15 protein-coding genes are annotated in these 17839 nt (G+C 45.9%); 4 read left to right on the top strand and 11 right to left on the bottom strand.

The window, feature by feature from the left end; genetic code table 11:
* Positions 1 to 4: 4 nt before the first annotated feature.
* The 7 genes from NA59_RS00620 to dsbD form a co-directional block, all read right to left on the bottom strand.
* The gene (locus NA59_RS00620) at positions 5 to 262 is read right to left on the bottom strand and encodes a helix-turn-helix domain-containing protein (protein WP_044406335.1); all 258 of its coding nucleotides are present in this window, start codon (positions 260 to 262) and stop codon (positions 5 to 7) included.
* Positions 263 to 268: 6 nt separating this feature from the next.
* Positions 269 to 1243, bottom strand: coding sequence for a tRNA dihydrouridine synthase DusB (gene dusB, locus NA59_RS00615; RefSeq protein WP_096777563.1), 975 nt, complete (start codon positions 1241 to 1243; stop codon positions 269 to 271).
* A 12-nt stretch (positions 1244 to 1255) separates the two neighbouring features.
* Positions 1256 to 2131 carry a 50S ribosomal protein L11 methyltransferase gene (gene prmA, locus NA59_RS00610; RefSeq protein WP_044406332.1) on the bottom strand — a complete coding sequence of 292 codons (876 nt, stop codon included), beginning with the start codon at positions 2129 to 2131 and terminating at the stop codon, positions 1256 to 1258.
* Positions 2131 to 3477: an acetyl-CoA carboxylase biotin carboxylase subunit gene (gene accC, locus NA59_RS00605; protein WP_044406329.1), complete on the bottom strand. Its 1347-nt coding sequence runs from the start codon at positions 3475 to 3477 to the stop codon at positions 2131 to 2133. Before accC ends, prmA begins: the two co-directional genes overlap by 1 nt.
* Before the next feature lie 15 nt (positions 3478 to 3492).
* Positions 3493 to 3954 (bottom strand): acetyl-CoA carboxylase biotin carboxyl carrier protein, encoded by a 462-nt coding sequence (accB, locus tag NA59_RS00600; RefSeq protein ID WP_044406327.1) that lies wholly within the window; start codon positions 3952 to 3954, stop codon positions 3493 to 3495.
* Between the two features lie 62 nt (positions 3955 to 4016).
* Positions 4017 to 4454: a type II 3-dehydroquinate dehydratase gene (gene aroQ, locus NA59_RS00595; RefSeq protein WP_044406325.1), complete on the bottom strand. Its 438-nt coding sequence runs from the start codon at positions 4452 to 4454 to the stop codon at positions 4017 to 4019.
* Between the two features lie 546 nt (positions 4455 to 5000).
* Positions 5001 to 7259: a protein-disulfide reductase DsbD gene (gene dsbD, locus NA59_RS00590; RefSeq protein ID WP_044406322.1), complete on the bottom strand. Its 2259-nt coding sequence runs from the start codon at positions 7257 to 7259 to the stop codon at positions 5001 to 5003.
* Positions 7260 to 7469: 210 nt separating this feature from the next.
* On the opposite strand from dsbD, the gene NA59_RS00585 reads away from it, so the two are divergent.
* Entirely contained in the window at positions 7470 to 8003 is a 534-nt protein-coding gene (locus tag NA59_RS00585; protein ID WP_044406320.1) for an FxsA family protein, read from the top strand.
* Here the strand turns inward: NA59_RS00585 and NA59_RS00580 are convergent.
* Genes NA59_RS00580 through NA59_RS00565 form a run of 4 tightly spaced genes read right to left on the bottom strand, consistent with a single transcriptional unit; the run spans position 7922 to position 11591 of the window.
* Entirely contained in the window at positions 7922 to 9088 is a 1167-nt protein-coding gene (locus NA59_RS00580; protein WP_044406317.1) for a sensor histidine kinase, read from the bottom strand. The two genes, NA59_RS00585 and NA59_RS00580, sit on opposite strands and share 82 nt — an antisense overlap.
* A complete protein-coding gene (locus tag NA59_RS00575) occupies positions 9075 to 9695 on the bottom strand; it encodes a response regulator (protein WP_044406314.1) in 621 nt (206 codons plus the stop codon). Before NA59_RS00575 ends, NA59_RS00580 begins: the two co-directional genes overlap by 14 nt.
* A 2-nt stretch (positions 9696 to 9697) precedes the next feature.
* The gene (locus NA59_RS00570; RefSeq protein WP_044406312.1) at positions 9698 to 11107 is read right to left on the bottom strand and encodes a PhoH family protein; all 1410 of its coding nucleotides are present in this window, start codon (positions 11105 to 11107) and stop codon (positions 9698 to 9700) included.
* A 31-nt stretch (positions 11108 to 11138) separates the two neighbouring features.
* A complete protein-coding gene (locus NA59_RS00565) occupies positions 11139 to 11591 on the bottom strand; it encodes a peroxiredoxin (RefSeq protein WP_232504000.1) in 453 nt (150 codons plus the stop codon).
* Between the two features lie 213 nt (positions 11592 to 11804).
* Here NA59_RS00565 and dapA point away from each other — a divergent pair, with 213 nt between their 5' ends.
* From dapA to purL, 3 genes are read left to right on the top strand one after another with little or no spacing between them, the layout of a single operon-like run.
* The gene (gene dapA, locus NA59_RS00560) at positions 11805 to 12680 is read left to right on the top strand and encodes a 4-hydroxy-tetrahydrodipicolinate synthase (protein WP_044406306.1); all 876 of its coding nucleotides are present in this window, start codon (positions 11805 to 11807) and stop codon (positions 12678 to 12680) included.
* A gap of 1 nt (position 12681) precedes the next feature.
* Positions 12682 to 13755 (top strand): outer membrane protein assembly factor BamC, encoded by a 1074-nt coding sequence (locus NA59_RS00555; RefSeq protein WP_052501356.1) that lies wholly within the window; start codon positions 12682 to 12684, stop codon positions 13753 to 13755.
* 57 nt (positions 13756 to 13812) lie between these two features.
* Positions 13813 to 17682 (top strand): phosphoribosylformylglycinamidine synthase, encoded by a 3870-nt coding sequence (purL, locus tag NA59_RS00550; protein WP_044406303.1) that lies wholly within the window; start codon positions 13813 to 13815, stop codon positions 17680 to 17682.
* The last annotated feature ends 157 nt before the right edge of the window (positions 17683 to 17839 follow it).

The following is a 17839-nucleotide window of genomic DNA, read 5'->3' as shown; positions in this document are numbered from 1 at the left end:
GAGATTAGTTTTGTTCAATGCCGATGGCATATTGCACTATTTTTTTGCGCAGTGTATTGCGATTGATGCCGAGCATATTGGCGGTTTTAGTTTGGTTACCTTCGGTTTTGCCAAGCACATACTCGATTAGCGGTTTTTCAACTTGTTGTATGACCATTTCATGTAGATTGCAGGCATCTTGTTCTTCTAGCGTCATGAAGTAGTGATCCAGTGTTTGAATTAAATGATCGCTTAAAGACTGGGGTGTGGGTTTTGAAGTCATGTGTTTTTAAACCAAGTTTGCAAAAAAATGTTCAATTAACGCCTGTTGCGCGGCTGGGTTGTCAAGCTGATTAAATGCACGGCGAAGTTTTTCACCTTCATTTAAATGCTGGCAATACCAACCAGTATGCTTGCGAGCAATGCGTAATCCTTGAAGTTCTCCATAGAGTGCGTACAAACCATCAAGGTGTTCAAGCAAGATGGCTTTGATATGATTAAAACAAGGTTTTTCAAGATGTGTACCTGTTTCAAGGTAATATCTCACTTGTTGAAAAATCCAAGGATTACCCAATGCGGCACGCCCAATCATAATGCCATCTGCTTGAGTGTATTTTAATACAAATTGAGCCTGTTCGGGCGTTGAAATGTCACCATTTGCAATCACCGGAATCGTCACCGCTTGTTTTACGTGTTTGATTGTGTCATATTCGGCCAATCCATTAAACTTATCAGCACGGGTTCGGCCATGAATGCTAATCGCACTGATGCCCGATTGTTCAGCGATCTTGGCAATCTCAATGGCATTAATATGCTCAGCATCAGTGCCAGTTCGAATTTTGACTGTAACAGGCACGTCAAGTGATGTTACCAGTGCATCAAAAATTTTAGTCACACGATCTGGATAGGCCAAAAGTGCTGAGCCAGCGGCTATATTGCACACTTTTTTAGCGGGGCACCCCAGGTTTAAATCAATAATTTGTGCGCCCTGTTCAACTTGCAAAACAGCGGCCTTTACAAGTTGTTCAGGCTCAACGCCCAATAATTGAACCGATCTAGGCTCAGGGTCGGCTTGGTTGACAAACCGCGTTTGTGATTTTTGACTATCCCAAAGCTGGGTTTGTGCACTCAGCATTTCGCCAACAGTGTACCCCGCCCCAAGCTTAGCACACAGGCGCCGAAAAACCGAATCAGTAATGCCGGCCATCGGCGCCAACACAAGATTATTATCAAGTGTATAGCGCCCAATTTTAAGCTGTTTCACAACCCGGCCTGGTTAAAATTTAAAGCCAGACAAACAACCCCAATCATCGCGGGTATCCAATTGATTAAGGTTGAAACCAACGTCATGGTAATGCGCAATTAGATCATCGGCCTGACTCGCTAGAAGACCAGAAAGCACTAACTGACCGCCTGGTTTAACCAGACGTTGAAACTCAGCGGCTAATTCTTTTAACGGGCCAGCTAGAATATTAGCGATTAATAAATCAACGGGTTCAGCGTTAAAATCCTTTACTAATGCAAATGCAATGGGGACGCTATTGCGCTGTGCATTGTCTTGGCTGGCGGTAATCGCTTGCGGATCAATGTCGGTTCCTTTTACCTGTTTGGCGCCAAGTTTGGCGGCGGCGATGGCCAGAATACCACTGCCACAGCCATAATCTATCACGCTTTTATTTAGGGGGGGGTGTTGGTCAAGCCAGGTCAAACACATAGCGGTGGTAGGGTGGGTACCCGTACCAAAAGCCAAACCAGGGTCGAGCAACAAATTAACGGCATCCGGGTTGGGAGCTTCAAGCCAGCTAGGAACTATCCATAAATTATCGCCAAATGGCATCGGCTTAAATTGATCCATCCATTCGCGAATCCAATCCTTGTCTTCTATCAGCTCAAACTTATAAGCGCTGGGTTGAATTTGAGGCATGAGCTGGGTTAATGCCAGCAAAATCGTGGCATTATCCACCTCGGCATCAAACAAACCTAATACCCGCGTTTGATCCCAGATGGGGGTGGTGCCAATTTCAGGTTCAAAAATTTCCTGATCCCCGGTTTCAGTAAAGGTTACTGAAACCGCGCCAATGTCCATTAAGGCATCAGATAGCGGCTCGGCTAGGGCTTCTTCGACAATGATGCTAAGTTGAATCCAGGCCATTAAATTAAGTGCTCTAAACGATGTTCAAGGTAGTGAATGTTTTGTCCACCTTCACAAAAGCCCTGATCACACATGATTTCAATATTTAAATCAATATTGGTATCAATGCCTCGGATTGCAAACTCCTGAAGCGCAATATGCATGCGAGAAATCGCTATTTCACGATCTGTACCATAACAAATTAACTTACCTATCATCGAGTCATAGTGCGGTGGCACCGTGTATTCATTGTAGATATGCGTGTCCAAGCGAACGCCAGGGCCGCCTGGGAAATGCAAGCGCGTTATTTTGCCGGGTGAAGGCATGAAGTTTTTGGCAGGATTTTCAGCATTAATGCGACATTCAATTGCATGACCGCTAATTTTAACATCTTCTTGCTTGATGCTTAGCGGTCTACCCATCGCAATTTCAATTTGTGCTTTTACAAGATCGATACCTGTAACCTGTTCGGTGACGGTGTGTTCAACTTGTAAGCGGGTGTTCATTTCAATGAAATAAAACTCCCCATTTTCATACAAAAACTCAAAGGTACCTGCGCCGCGATAGTTAATATCAATACAGGCTTTGGCGCAAATGCCACCAATGTGGTCGCGCTGTTGTTGGGTGATGCCTGGTGCAGGCGCTTCTTCTACCACTTTTTGATGACGGCGTTGCATGGAGCAGTCGCGCTCGCCAAGGTGAATGGCGTTTCCTTGGCCATCGGCTAAAATCTGTACTTCAATATGACGTGGGTTTTCAAGAAACTTTTCCATATAGACTTCAGGATTGTTAAAGGCAGCACCGGCTTCTTGCTTGGTGAGTTGAATCGATTTTAATAAGCTACCTTCAGTGTGAACAACGCGCATGCCGCGTCCGCCACCGCCACCGGAGGCTTTGATAATGACAGGGTAGCCAATTTCGCGGGCCACTTTGAGGTTCTCTTCAGCATTGTCGCCTAGGGGGCCACCAGAACCCGGGACAGTCGGAACACCCGCGGCCTTCATCGCACGAATAGCCGATACCTTGTCACCCATCATGCGAATCGTGTCACCTTTGGGGCCGATAAAAATAAAGCCGCTTTCTTCAACGCGGTCAGCAAAATCGGCATTTTCAGACAAAAAGCCATAACCGGGGTGTATCGCTTGCGCGTCTGTCAGTTCAGCCGCCGAAATAATCGCTGGAATATTTAAGTAGCTTAGATTAGACGGTGCAGGACCAATGCAAACGGTTTCATCGGCCATTAAAACGTGTTTTAAGTTAGCATCAGCCGTAGAGTGTACAGCGACAGTTTTGATACCTAGTGCTTTACATGCGCGTAAAATACGCAAGCCTATTTCACCGCGATTGGCAATCAATAGTTTTTCCATAAACGTTCCTGTTGATTATTCGATGATAAATAGGGTTTGGCCGTATTCAACTGGGTCGGCATTGGATACCAAAATCTGCTTAATCGTACCAGATACTTCAGCTTCAATGGGGTTCATAATTTTCATCGCTTCAATGATGCAAAGCGTATCGCCCACATTGACTTTTTGACCTATTTGTACAAATACCGGTGCATCAGGAGAGGGCGCGGCGTAGAAGGTGCCGACCATTGGGGAGGTGATAGGCTCGCCGCTGATAGCCGGCGGTGTGCTTTCGACAACGGGTGCGGATGCCGGTGCAGCGGCAGGTGCTGGCGCGGGCTGTTGTTGATAAGCCTGTTGCATCGCAGGCGCTTGCATCATAATCGGTTCTTTATTGCGCGTGATGCGAACAGTATGTTCACCTTCTTTGATTTCAATTTCAGCTATGTTTGATTCTTCGACGATTTCTATTAATTTGCGTATTGAACGAATATCCATATTGATTTCCTTTTATTATTTGGGTTGTTATGTATTTTGTTAATGTTTTTTAATAGGTGTTTTTATTCCAGATGTTTGATTGCCGCTTCGAGTGCAAAACGGTAGCCATCAGAGCCAAGTCCAGTAATGACACCTACCGCCAAATCGGAAAAGTAGGAGTGGTGGCGAAAAGCTTCGCGTTTATGTACGTTGGATAAATGAACTTCAATGAAGGGGATATTTACCGCCGCGATTGCATCGCGAATGGCGACACTAGTATGGGTATAAGCTGCCGGATTGATAATGATGAACTCTGTGCCATCATCCATCGCCTGATGAATGCGTTTAATAATTTCGTGTTCCGCATTGCTCTGAAAGTGCCAAAGGCGTATCGCAAAGTCATCGGCAATTGTTTCAAGCTCATCAACAATGTCGGCCAGTGTTTGTCGGCCATAGATATGCGGTTCTCGTCGCCCAAGCATATTAAGATTAGGGCCATTAATTACTAGAATACTTGCCATAGATTCAAATCCAGAAAAAAACTAATAATCGGATTATACTTCAAATAAAAGGGTAAAACAGATGTTGTGCAAAAATATAGCCCTTTTTGGGTTGGAAACCGCGTTTAAAGTGTTTAAAAGTAGCTGAAAGTGATTGAATTGAAGACAACGGAGTTGAAAGTAAGTGAACGGCTGAGTTGTAAAGATTAACGCTAAACTAACAGCTCAATACCAACCAGGCCCAGGGCAAACGCATCTAAAGTAAATAATAAATCAACAACTTACAACCAGGTATCGCTCCCACGTTGAACGTGGGAGCGCCTTGGACTTGGGTTTAAGCGCTGTTTCATAGGTTAAATCGGTCTGCATTCCCACGCACAGCGTGGGAACGAGGTTAATACACGTCATTGCGAGGCCGAAGGCCGTGGCAATCTCTGGCAGACGGTGCGCGCCCTTGAGAGATTGCCGCGTCGCTGCGCGGCCTCGCAATGACGGGCATTTTCTAATCTTAGTCGCAGCGTGGGAGTAGGGTTATGGTGTAAAAACCCTAGGCTTATTTATCCCGATTTACTTCAGCGCCGCGTCAATGGTGGCTTTGAAGGTTTCCGCATTTTGGAAGCCGACAACCCGTTGGCCACGAAGCTCTTGGCCTTGTGGGTTGTAGAACAGGATAGCGGGCGGGCCAACAATGCCTAACTCACGCATTAGCGCACGGTGGTCGGCATTATTAGCCGTGACATCGGCTTTCAGCAAAGTAACACCAGCCAGCGCGGTCTGCACATTGGCATCGCTAAAGGTAAAGCGCTCCATTTCATGGCAACTGACACACCAGTCAGCATAGAAATCCAGCATCACGGGTTGCCCCTTACCAATGCGCGCATTCAGTTCATCAAGGCTGTTAATGTATTCAAACTGAAGCTTGGTTTCTTGTTGTGCGCCACTCCCGCCACCTTGGAAGACTTTTAACGGCTGGAGTAAATCTCTTGAGCCGCCAGCAACACCGATAATCAGAATTAAGCCATAGACCAACATGCCTAACCCCATCGCTTTCCAAAGCTTGTGCCAGTTAGACTTATCACCTATCGGTTCTAAAGCGCCCATGTAAATCGCCGAAGCAATCAATAGTGATGCCCATGCAATCAAGGTTAACCAATCTGGCATGATGCGATCAGCCAACCAAAGCGCCACGGCTAATAGCAAGACACCAAACACAGCCTTGACGGTATTCATCCAAGCACCCGCACGCGGTAACAGCTTGCCAGCGGAAGTGCCGAGCAATAGCAGCGGAATCCCCATGCCAATACTCATCGCAAACAAGGCTAAACCACCAAGCAGCGCATCACCGGTTTGGCCGATATAAATCAACGCACCGGCGAGAGGAGGCGCCACACAGGGGCCAACGATTAAGGCGGACAAAAAGCCCATAATCGCCACACCTGTTAGCGAACCGCCTTGCTGTTTATTAGAAATATTCGTGATTTTGCTTTGTAGGCTGCTTGGTAATTGGATTTCGTAAAAGCCAAACATCGACAACGCCAACAACACGAACACCAGTGCAAAACTCGCCAGTACCCATGGGTTTTGTAAAGTGGCCTGCAGATTCGCACCAAACAAGCCGGCTAGAACGCCAGCAATGGTATAAGCCATCGCCATCGCCAATACGAACACCAGCGACATAATAAAGGCGCGTTTAGTTGAAATAGGCTGACCTGTTTTGGCACTTTGCCCAACAATAATGCTCGATAGAATCGGAATCATCGGGAAAACGCAAGGGGTTAATGAAAGCAATAGACCAAATACAAAGAAGGTGAGAATCACCACCCACATATTCGAGTTTTTTAATGTATCGGTAATTCTGTCGGATTCCGACATTTGGCTGCGATCAACGGCGGTTGTTGCGCTTGTTGGCGCGGCGCCAGCTGAGCCAAAAGTGGCGGCGTCAATGGTGACTTGTTTGCGCTCAGGTGGGTAGCAAACACCCACTTCGGCGCAGCCTTGATATTCAAACTCGACCACCACTTTGCCCTGCACGTCATAGAGCGGCAGGCTAGCAGTCGCTTGGCCATAATAGACCTCAACCGAACCAAATAGTGGGTCATCTTTTTGCTTGCCAGCCACCGTTTGGATTTGACCAAGCGTGGCTTGCCCCTCAAGGATACGGGCGCTGATTTTATCGCGGTACAAATAATAGCCATCCGCAACCTGCCAAAAGGCTTGTATTTCGCCATTACCTGGAATGTCATGGCTAAACGCAAATGCGGCATCGACATCTAACAATCCAGAGTCAAAGCCGGTAGAGGAGGCAAGTAGGGCATTGAGTTCTTGTAATGAACCGATTGCACCGAGTGAGGGTGTTGAGGAGGTTGTATTTGATGATGCAGGTAAATTAACGCTGACTTGCTTGGTTTGCGGCGGATAGCAAACCCCATATTTTTCAGAACAGCCCTGATACTTTATCGTTAATTGCGCACGCTGTACATTGGCTGAGTAGGGCACGCGAATAGAGAAATCTTTGGTAAAAACATCAACTTGACCAAATAGCGGGTCGTTTTTGCGCACACTGGCTGGAAAACTGGGTTGTGAAAGCTGAATGTCATTGGATTCAACGGAAATGCGGTCTTTATAGAGATAATAGTCTTTCGCAATTTTCCAGCTAACTTTTAACTCGCTCGCTGAAACCTCAACCTGCTGAAGCGCAAAGGCATCATCGGCATCCAGCAGATCATCCCCCATCATGGCCTGCGAGGAGCTGGCAAATAAGCTCAGGAGAAATAAAAGGCTGATAAGCCAAGCTGAAAAAGCGTGTTCGCGTGTTATGTTCGACATGTCTGTATCCTAAATTATTTTTATAATGCGCTGTGAATTTTAGCAGACTGTGTTTCAGTTAGGCTAGTTAAACCATGAAACGTTTAAGGAATGATGGATAATTTTAGTTTAAATTTACGCTAAGCTTGAAAAATAAGCTTAATGATGTCATAAAGACATTTCATTATTCAGTCATCAGCCAAGCTTCGCTTTGCTAAAGGTTTTATTTTTATGTTTAAAGTTTTTTTTGTAGTTTTTATTGTTGCGCCGCTTCTCGAGCTGTATGTATTAATTGAAGTAGGGTCTGTGATAGGTGCTTTGCCGACGATTTTACTCACAATCTTTACGGCGGGTCTGGGTGCGTTTTTTATGAAGCATCAAGGCATACAGGTTGTGAAGCAAGCCCAGTTAAGTATGCGTCAGGGGGAGCCGCCACAGCAACAAGTCGTTGAGGGTATGTTGGTGTTTATCGGTGGTGTGGCGTTGTTGTTACCAGGCCTGGTCACCGATTTAATGGGATTTTTAGTTTTGGTTCCGCCTATTCGTGCCTATTTGGCTAAACGTTGGTTACTTAAGCGTGGTGCTATGCAAGGAGCTAACGCTGGTTATGTGCATGCGGAGTGGACTGTGCGAGATACGGAAACCGGGCGTATTGCTTATTATCAAGAGGTGACTAAGAAGCGTTATGCATCAGCGGATACCGATGCTGGGGTGATTGAAGGTGAAGTGGTTGAGGATAAATCTAAACCGGATTCGCTAAAATAAGTCTGAGAGGGTGCTAAAGCTAACAGTCTCGCTTCAAAAATGATGTGGTCATTGGCTGGGATGAATAAAAGGTCTCCGCCTTGTTGTTTTAATGTTTGCCGAGCCATGTAAAGCCCAAGCCCCATGCCACTGGGTGAATCGGTCCAAAAGGGTTCAAACAGTCTTATAGCATGGCTTTTAAGTTGTTGTGTTTTAATCGAGTCGGCGGCTTGTTCAAAGCGAATTTTAATGAGTTGATCTGTTTGGCTAATCGTCATCTGAAGCGGTGAGTGCGTTGCGTTATGATCGCGGAAGTTGGCGATGATGTTATACAAGGCTTCGCCCAGTTTTGCGCTGTCGGTGTTTATGTTGGCGTCGCCTGTCAGGCGGTAAGGAATAAACAAGGGTTTCGTGAGTTGGTCTAACAGGGTGTTTAATTGAATAGGCTGTGTCACTGGTGCTTGGGTTGCGCTTTTTATTAAAAGCCGTTCCGCACGCTGTTTAATCGAAGGTAGGCTGCGTTTAAGGCTGGCGATTAATCGTTCTGTTTGCATGGGGGAGTGTGTTTTTGCTACTTGTCCTTCAAGCAGCTGAATAAATTGAATCAGGTTTTTGAGGTCATGTTGATTAAAAAGTTGTGCCTTTTGTAGTCCGAGCTGTGTAGTAAAGATCTGATTAATCTTGGTTTGAATATTGTGGTCTAACAGTTGTAGGAAGGTGTTTTTTAGTAGTTCTGTAAAGTAGTGCTTCTCACCTTTTAGCTTTTTTGGCGTGTAAAAGCAGCATTCGATGCTGATCTCATTCCCCTGTAAGTGCTTGATATCAAAATAATCGGTTTGTTTGCCAAATTTAAAGGTTTGTGTTGTGCCAAACCAGTCTATATGCGCGCTAAACCCAACTAATCCAGATCGCGCTAGATATAACCAGGCCTGGTTGATGAAGCTTAGCACATCTTGCTGCTCATCCTTGTTAAGCTTATAGAGTCCCGAAATCGCACGACTTAATTGATAGCTCTGTTGGCGCAGGTAAATAAAAACCAACAGTATGACTAAGCCAATGAGTGTTAATAAAAAAAACCAGGAGGGATTAGGTTCAAGTGTCATCATGGTGGCACTGGCGTTCCAGATTGTATTTTTTGATTAAATAATAAATATTTTCGCGTTTAAGGCCTAGTTTTCGGGCAACTTCATGTACGTTGAAGTCGTAGTCCTGAAGGAGTTGTCGAATGATTTGTTCTTCAGCTTGATTGCGAATATGCTTCACACCGTCGCCTAATTCAGTTTGCAGTCGTAGTGCATGTAATCCGGCTTGTTTCATTTTTTGGTTCTGTTGATAAAACAAGTTAGCACGTTGAATTGATTTGATGATGTCGGCTTCATCAATCGGCTTGCTGAGGTAATCAAATGCGCCGAGTTTAATCGCTTCATAGGCCGTGTCAGTTTGACCTGTGAGCACAATGATGTGACAGTGACTCTGGTTGTTTCGAATCCAATTAAGTAAGTTAAATCCTTGTTCTGGTGTATGTTCGTTTGGTGGGAGGCCTAAGTCAAGTAGTGCAATTGCAAACTTGTTCATTAAAACGTGATGCTTTGCTTCTTGAATGCTGAGTGCCGAGGTAACAAAATAACCCTGATCTTCTAAAATCAGGGTGAGTATCGCATTGATCGCAGGGTCATCATCCACCACAAGGATTTGATTAGCCGCTTTTTGCATGGTTATAGGGTGTTAGACGCAAATTCCGCCAAGCGAGAGCGTTCACCTTGTTTTAAGGTAATGTGCGCGCCATGTGCCCAGTTTTTAAAGCGATCCACTACATACGTGAGCCCCGAGGTGGTTTCCGTCAGGTAGGGCGTGTCAATTTGCCCAATATTACCAATGCAAATTATTTTAGTACCTGCACCGGCACGCGTGACGAGGGTTTTCATTTGTTTGGGGGTGATGTTTTGCGCTTCATCAATAATGATGTATTTTTTCATGAAGGTACGCCCGCGCATAAAGTTCAGTGACTTGATTTTGATGCGTTTATTGAGCAACTCACTCGTGCTTTGTTTTTCCCAATCGGCGCTATTGCCATCGCCCTGGGTTAATACCTCAAGGTTATCCATCAAGGCGCCCATCCAAGGGGTCATTTTTTCTTCTTCTGTGCCGGGTAAGAAACCAATATCTTCACCAATCGGAATCGTAGCGCGGGTCATGATAATTTCATTGTAAATGTTCTGGTCGAGTGTTTGGTCTAGGCCGCAGGCCAGCGCAAGTAGGGTTTTACCTGTGCCGGCAGGCCCAAGAAGTGATACAAAATCAATGTCAGGATCCATTAATAAATTCATGGCCATATTTTGTTCAGCGTTACGCGCACTAATGCCCCAAACAGCATGCTTGGTTTCACTAAAATCACGCAGGGTTTCAAGTATGGCCTTGTTGTCTGAAATCGAGCGCACAATGGCACTAAATCCAGACGCGTTCTGACTAATGAGGCACTCGTTTGGATACCATGTGTTGTCATCATTGATTTGAAGTTCATAAAAGCTACGTGCGCCCTCTTGCCAGGCCTTCATGTCTTTACCATGGGTTTCAAAAAAATTGTCTTCAAGAAATTCATAGCCTGTATAGAGCAGATCCGCATCCTCTAGTACACGGTCGTTATAATAGTCTTCAGAGTGAAGGCCTACAGCGGACGCCTTGATGCGCATGTTAATGTCTTTGGTGACCAAGGTGACATTGCGGTCTGCAAACTTGGCTTTGAGTGCTAAGCCTGTTTTGAGAATTTGGTTATCTGCTTTATAGGTAGGAATTTCGACAGGTAACTCGGAGGAGAGGTGCTCCGTTTCAAAGAATAAACGCCCAAGTCGAAGTTCATCACTATTGCGTTTGATAGGGTGAATGTTTTCTAAGGGTAGGCCTTGCTTAATTTGTTCAAAATCGGCACCATCAATAATTTGATCAAGTAGTCGGTTGGTTTCACGCACATTGCGTGCGACTTCAGACATGCCTTTTTTGCCTGCATCCAATTCTTCAAGCACTGTCATCGGAATATAGAGGTCATGTTCATCAAAATTGAACAGCGCCATCGGGTCGTGCATTAACACATTCGTATCAAGAATAAATAAGCGTGCTGTGTTGGTCATAAGGCGTTCCTTTTTTAACTCGAGTAAAAATTTAATGCGTGTTTTGATAAGCTATTAACGATTCTAGCACAGCTTGGGCATGACCATTGACTTTGACTTTTCGCCAGCTGGCAATGACTTGATTGTCAGGGGATAAAATAAATGTGCTGCGTTCAATGCCATAATATTCTTTACCAAAATTCTTTTTTAGCTTAATTACATCGAACATGTTGCATAAGACTTGATCTGGGTCGCTAATCAGTTCAAACGGGAAGTTGTACTTTTGTTTGAAATGCTGGTGTTTGGTTAAACTATCCATTGAAACGCCGTAAACTTGTGCGCCTAATGCCTTAAACTGATTATGTAAATCACTAAAGTCTTGGCCTTCTTGGCTGCAACCAGGTGTATTGTCTTTTGGGTAAAAGTAAAGCACTGAGTATTGGTGGCTGAGATTGCTTAACGTGAGCGTTTGTTCAGGGGTGGCGCTAAGTGAAAATGCGTCCATTTTGATGACGTCCATTGATGTTGTGTCTCCGTTGAAGATTAGAGTGATTAGTATCGCTATATTTGATTAGCGGCGCAATAGTTTTTATTGTTGGCGTGAATTCAAGTTGAACAAGCCGCGCTTAAAAGGTAATATTACTTCTTTAAGCTGGCTCAAGGGTAAACGACTGCCCGTTTGACGCCAAGCGGTTTACATTTTTGAGTGAGGTTGAGCGTGTTTAAAGGCAGTATGGTGGCGTTAGTCACGCCGATGAATGAGGACGAAAGTGTTGACTATCAATCACTTGAGTATTTGATTGAGTGGCACATTGCGTCCGGTACAGATGCCATTGTGGCGGTAGGCACTACGGGTGAGTCAGCGACGCTGGACATGAAAGAGCACTGCGAGGTCATTGCTTTTGTGGTTAATAAGGTCGCTAAGCGCATCCCTGTTATTGCAGGAACCGGTGCGAATTCAACATCTGAAGCCATTGAGCTAACAGCATGTGCTAAAAAGGTGGGAGCGGATGCCTGTTTATTAGTGACGCCTTATTACAACAAACCGACCCAAGAAGGCTTGTATCTTCATCACAAGAAAATTGCGGAAGCCGTTGATATTCCTCAAATTCTATATAACGTACCTGGGCGAACGGCGTGTGATATGCAGCCTGAAACCATTGGTCGCCTTGCGAAAGTCAGTAATATTGTAGGTGTTAAGGAGGCAACAGGTGATTTATCTAGAGTCGCGAAAATTCGTGCTTTAGTCCGTGATGACTTTGATTTATATACCGGTGATGATGCCACCGCGATAGAGTTTATTTTATTAGGGGGCCAGGGCGGGATCTCGGTGACGGCCAATATTGCGCCTTCACAGGTGTCACAGGCTTACAATGCGGCCTTAGCGGGCAATGCAGATTTAGCACGTGAGCTTGATGCGCCATTAATGGAGGCTCATCAAAAATTATTTGTTGAGGCGAATCCAATTCCTGTGAAATGGGCGTTGGTTGAAATGGGCAAAATTAAGTCAGCGATTCGTTTACCTTTAACCCCTCTGTCGACGGATTATCACGATGTCGTTCGTGGCGCATTAAAGCAAGCAGGAGTGTTGTAACTTGATTTTTAATAAGCGTTTTAAACTTTTTGCTTTAGCAGGATTAAGTGTCAGCTTAGTGGGTTGCTCAGGTTTGTCAAAATGGGTTAATGGCGATGATGATTATCGCTTGTCTCAGTCTGAGTTGGCAAAACAGTTAGAAACGCCCCCCAATTTCGTGCTTCGGCGGGCCGCCGATCCACTGCTTAGTTTGGATGTCGCGACGCATTCAGCTAAAAAAATCGACAGTTTACCTGCGATTGAAGTTGATGGAATTAGCCTAGGGTCAAACCTTCATCAGCGATGGTTAGTGCTTGAGGAACTGAGTGCAGATCAGGCTTGGCATGCTGTTGAACGGTTTTTAGTGGCTCAAGGGTTTAAAATTGATCAACAAAGACCTGAACTAGGTTTAATCACCACTCAGTATCTAGCCCGAAGCGAGGTGGCACCCACTGAGCAAGAGCTTGGTCGAATTTCTCGTTTATTAAATAGCTGGCGACCTGAGTTGGCGAAGGGTGTTTATGATCGCCTAAGTGTTCAATTGGTCAGCGAACAGGATCAAGTTCTTGTCTATTTTTACCATCACATGATGCTGGCTGATTCGAGTTCAGATACCACGCGTTGGACTTTGCGTCCCTATGAGCCGATGATGGAAAACTTAATGCTATATCGTGCGTTGTTGTTTTTTGGTATGCAGCAGAATACAGCTTTAAGTCAGATTGAATCCACCGCTTACTACCAAGAGGTTGTTGAGGGTGAGGCGTTCATGGGCTTGATGTTGAATGCGCCTATTTCGCAAGCTTGGGACTATTTGCAGGCGATGCAATATCGTGCTGACTGGCAGGTTGAGTCCTCTAATGTGCGCCAACATGAACTCTGGGTGAAGACGCCGAAGATAGCGGCACAGAATCAAGGCTTTTTTGCGCGGTTGTTTGGGCGTTCGTCACAGCCCGATCTGGTTAAACTATCATTAAGCACGGTTGAAGCTGAAACGAGTCAAACACGGCTAACACTGACTGTTCAATCTGGCGAAACATCTTTAAAAGCAGAGCAACGCCGCCAAATCCTTGAGGCTTTAGGTTTGCTTACAGAATAATTTATTGATTGATCTTAACCCTCTTTTTGAGGGTTTTTTCTATTTAGGAACCACGTTATGCATATCATTTGGGGTCTTCCCGCTCATTCAGAATATCGTTTAAATCAACTGTCTCAAAAATTGGCTTTGTTGGGTAGTGTATCCAGTTTAAAGGCGCAATCCGTCTATTTTGTAGAAGCTGACGCCTCAATGTCGGCTGATGATTTTTCGCAGTTGGCTCATCTGTTAAATGGTCACGCGGATGATTTAACACCTAGCCAATCAGCCAGTTGTTTCGTTACCCCTCGCCCAGGCACCATTTCACCTTGGTCATCAAAAGCAACTGATATTTCTCACACCTGTGGTTTAGCAGGTATCAAGCGAATTGAAAAGGGTGTGGCGTATTTTCTTAAGGGTGTGGATGATGATAAATTGTCTAAGTTTACACCGGCCTTATATGATCGTATGACTTCTGTGGTCTGGACTGATTTATCGGCGATTGGTGCTTTGTTTGAGCAACATTCGCCGCGTGATTTAGCCCGTGTAGATGTGTTGGCTGAAGGTCGTGATGCGTTGATGCATGCCAATAAAGAGCTAGGCCTTGCTTTGAGTGAAGATGAAATAGATTACCTAGTGACGAATTTTGTCCAGCTTGAACGCAATCCAACCGATGCCGAGCTGATGATGTTTGCGCAGGCCAATTCCGAACATTGCCGCCATAAGATTTTTAATGCTGACTGGGTGGTCGATGGTGAGGCGAAAGACAAGTCGCTGTTCGGTATGATTCGCAATACCTATCAAAAAAACGCTGAAGGTGTGCTATCCGCTTATAGCGATAACGCCGCTGTCATGGAAGGGCCACAAGCCACGCGATTTTTCCCTGATCCTGTGAGTGCGGAGTATGGTTATTCAAATGAGCCGACGCATGTACAGATTAAGGTAGAAACCCATAATCACCCAACGGCGATTTCGCCTTTTCCTGGTGCCGCAACGGGCGCAGGGGGCGAGATTCGTGATGAAGGCGCAACTGGGCAGGGGTCTAAGCCCAAATCAGGTCTTACGGGCTTTAGCGTGTCGAATCTAAATATCCCAGGTTTTAAACAGCCTTGGGAGCGTGATTATGGTCGTCCTGGACGAATTGTATCGCCATTAGATATCATGATTGAAGGGCCATTGGGTGCGGCAGGCTATAACAATGAATTTGGACGTCCGGCAATTAATGGTTATTTTCGCAGTTATGAAAACCCTTTCTTAACCACTGAGGGTGAAGAAGTGCGTGGATACCACAAGCCGATTATGTTGGCGGGTGGCTTAGGCAATATCCGTGAAATGCACGTACAGAAACAAAACATTCCGGTAGGGGCCAAACTGGTTGTGCTGGGTGGGCCGGCGATGTTAATCGGTTTGGGTGGAAGTGCCGCCTCTAGTGTTGATACGGGTGCGGGCTCAGAGGCGTTGGATTTTGCTTCGGTACAGCGTGACAACCCTGAAATGGAGCGTCGAGCTCAAGAGGTGATTGATCGCTGTACTTATTTAGGTAAAGACACACCGATTGCTTCGATTCACGATGTCGGGGCGGGCGGTCTGTCGAATGCGTTTCCTGAGTTAGTCAATGATGCAGGCCGCGGCGGCAAATTCGATTTGCGCAAAGTACCGAATGACGAACCGGGTATGTCACCGATGGAGATTTGGTGCAACGAGTCGCAAGAGCGTTATGTAATTGCGATTTATCCTGACAAGATTGCGCAGTTTGAAGCCATTTGTAAACGTGAGCGTGCCATTTACGCCATCGTCGGCGAAGCCACCGCTGAACAAGAATTGGTTGTTAATGACACCGTATTGCAAGCCAGTCCGGTAGATTTGCCGCTGAATGTATTATTAGGCAAACCGCCTAAAATGCAGCGTGATGTCACTTCGCGTCCATTGCCACAACCCGCGTTTGAAACTGCAAATCTTGAACTTGAAGAAGTCACCGAGCGCTTGTTAAAACTGCCCACCATTGCTAATAAGTCGTTCTTAATTACCATTGGTGATCGAACGATCACGGGCATGGTGACACGTGATCAGATGGTCGGTCCTTGGCAGGTGCCTGTAGCGGATGTGGGTGTGACCGCGTCTGATTATCAAGGCTATACCGGTGAAGCGATGGCGATGGGCGAGCGTCCCCCCGTGGCGTTAATTAACCCTAAAGCCTCGGCACGTTTGGCCATTGCAGAAGCGATTACCAATATAGCCGCCGCTAAAATTGGCAAGTTATCCAATATCAAAATGTCCGCTAACTGGATGGCCGCCGCCGGGCATCCGGGCGAAGATGTCGCCTTATTTGAGGCGGTGGAAACCGTCGGCATGGAATTATGCCCGGCATTGGGGATTTCTGTGCCCGTTGGCAAGGATTCGATGTCGATGAAAACCGTATGGCAAGATGGCGATCAGGCTAAAGCGGTGATTTCACCGATTTCTTTGAATATTACCGCGTTTTCTATCGTTGAGGACGTGCGTAAAACCCTAACCCCTCAGCTTCGCACCGATTTAGGCGAAACTAAATTGGCGCTTATTGATTTAGGCCGCAAGCAAAACCGGACGGGCGCAAGCTGTTTGGCGCAGGTTTATAGTCAAGTAGGCGAAACGCCCGCTGATTTGGATCATGCGGAGGATCTCATCAACTTCTTCAACGCGATTCAAGCGTTAAATGCTGCCGATTTATTGCTGGCTTACCATGATCGTGCAGACGGTGGTTTGTTGGTGACTTTAATGGAAATGGCGTTTGCGGGTCATTGTGGACTTGATATTAATGTCGCTGATTTGGGGGATAACTCGATTGCGGCTTTGGCAGCGGAAGAGCTGGGGGCGGTGATTCAGGTTAAGGCCGATTCGCTAGAACAGGTTAATCAAATTTTGGCACAGCAGGGTCTATCAGAAATGACCCATTGGATCGGTCAACCGAATAGCGTGGACGAAATCGTTATCAAGCATCAAGAAAAAACCTTATTAAAAGGCGCACGTGCGCATTACCAGGCCTGGTGGTCAGAAACCTCTTATCGTATTCAAGCCTTACGTGATAATGAAGTGTGTGCGCAGCAAGAGTTTGATGCGATTAAAGACGCGGCGAATACGGAGCTGGTGGCGAAACCCAGTTTTGATATTAACGATAATATTGCCGCGCCCTTTATTCATACGGGTGTGCGCCCAAAAGTGGCGATTTTGCGTGAGCAGGGTGTGAACGGTCAGCAAGAAATGGCGGCGGCGTTTGATCGTGCCGGGTTTAGTGCGATAGATGTGCATATGAGTGATATTCTTGAAGGGCGTATCACGCTGGAGGATTTTAAAGGCTTGGTTGCTTGTGGCGGTTTCTCTTATGGTGACGTACTGGGCGCGGGTCGTGGTTGGGCGAGTTCGATTTTGTTCAATTCCATGGCGCGTGACCAGTTTGAAGCCTACTTTAATCGTCAAGATACCTTTAGTTTAGGGGTGTGTAACGGCTGTCAAATGATGTCGAACTTAAAATCCATTATTCCAGGCGCTGAACATTGGCCCGCGTTTGTTCGTAACCGTTCGGAGCAGTTTGAAGCGCGCTTGTCGCTGGTTGAAGTGCAAGATTCTCCTTCTGTGTTGTTAAAAGGGATGGCAGGAAGTCGCATTCCAGTAGCCGTTGCTCACGGTGAAGGTTGCGTTGATTTTGGCTCAGGTTCGGCAGAACAGGCAAAAGGTTTGATTGGTTTGCGCTATGTCAATGCGCAGGGATTGGCAACCGAGCGTTATCCGTTTAACCCGAATGGTTCTGAACAAGGTATTACGGGATTAACCACTGAAGATGGACGGGTGACGATTATGATGCCACACCCTGAGCGCGTGTTCCGCGCGGTGCAGCATTCTTGGTGTCCAGATGATTGGACAGAAGATGCGCCTTGGATGCGCTTGTTCCGTAACGCGCGCAAGTGGGTGGGCTAATACATCCTTTGTTTTTGCTTAAATGGTTGACTGGTGACAGAGTTATAAACTCGCTTTAATCGACTATAAGATAATTCTGGTGTAGTTATAAGTTCGCTTGTTTGACTTTACAGGCGAATTTAGTTAACTTAGATGCACTTTTTTTAAACGGGCGCTT

Source organism: Thiomicrospira microaerophila, from assembly GCF_000934765.1.
Taxonomy (GTDB): Bacteria; Pseudomonadota; Gammaproteobacteria; order Thiomicrospirales; family Thiomicrospiraceae; genus Thiomicrospira; species Thiomicrospira microaerophila.
The sequence above is the reverse complement of the archived record's forward strand: the minus strand, read 5'-3'. Positions and strand labels throughout refer to the sequence as shown.

Bases quoted from the DNA above. Each gene is read 5' to 3' on its own strand.
- NA59_RS00570 (WP_044406312.1), bottom strand. From the start codon at position 11,107: ATGACCAACACAGCACGCTTATTTATTCTTGATACGAATGTGTTAATG.
- accB (WP_044406327.1), bottom strand. From the start codon at position 3,954: ATGGATATTCGTTCAATACGCAAATTAATAGAAATCGTCGAAGAATCA.
- purL (WP_044406303.1), top strand. From the start codon at position 13,813: ATGCATATCATTTGGGGTCTTCCCGCTCATTCAGAATATCGTTTAAAT.
- NA59_RS00565 (WP_232504000.1), bottom strand. From the start codon at position 11,591: ATGGACGCATTTTCACTTAGCGCCACCCCTGAACAAACGCTCACGTTA.
- NA59_RS00575 (WP_044406314.1), bottom strand. From the start codon at position 9,695: ATGCAAAAAGCGGCTAATCAAATCCTTGTGGTGGATGATGACCCTGCG.
- NA59_RS00620 (WP_044406335.1), bottom strand. From the start codon at position 262: ATGACTTCAAAACCCACACCCCAGTCTTTAAGCGATCATTTAATTCAA.
- NA59_RS00580 (WP_044406317.1), bottom strand. From the start codon at position 9,088: ATGATGACACTTGAACCTAATCCCTCCTGGTTTTTTTTATTAACACTC.
- accC (WP_044406329.1), bottom strand. From the start codon at position 3,477: ATGGAAAAACTATTGATTGCCAATCGCGGTGAAATAGGCTTGCGTATT.
- dsbD (WP_044406322.1), bottom strand. From the start codon at position 7,259: ATGTCGAACATAACACGCGAACACGCTTTTTCAGCTTGGCTTATCAGC.
- NA59_RS00585 (WP_044406320.1), top strand. From the start codon at position 7,470: ATGTTTAAAGTTTTTTTTGTAGTTTTTATTGTTGCGCCGCTTCTCGAG.
- prmA (WP_044406332.1), bottom strand. From the start codon at position 2,131: ATGGCCTGGATTCAACTTAGCATCATTGTCGAAGAAGCCCTAGCCGAG.
- aroQ (WP_044406325.1), bottom strand. From the start codon at position 4,454: ATGGCAAGTATTCTAGTAATTAATGGCCCTAATCTTAATATGCTTGGG.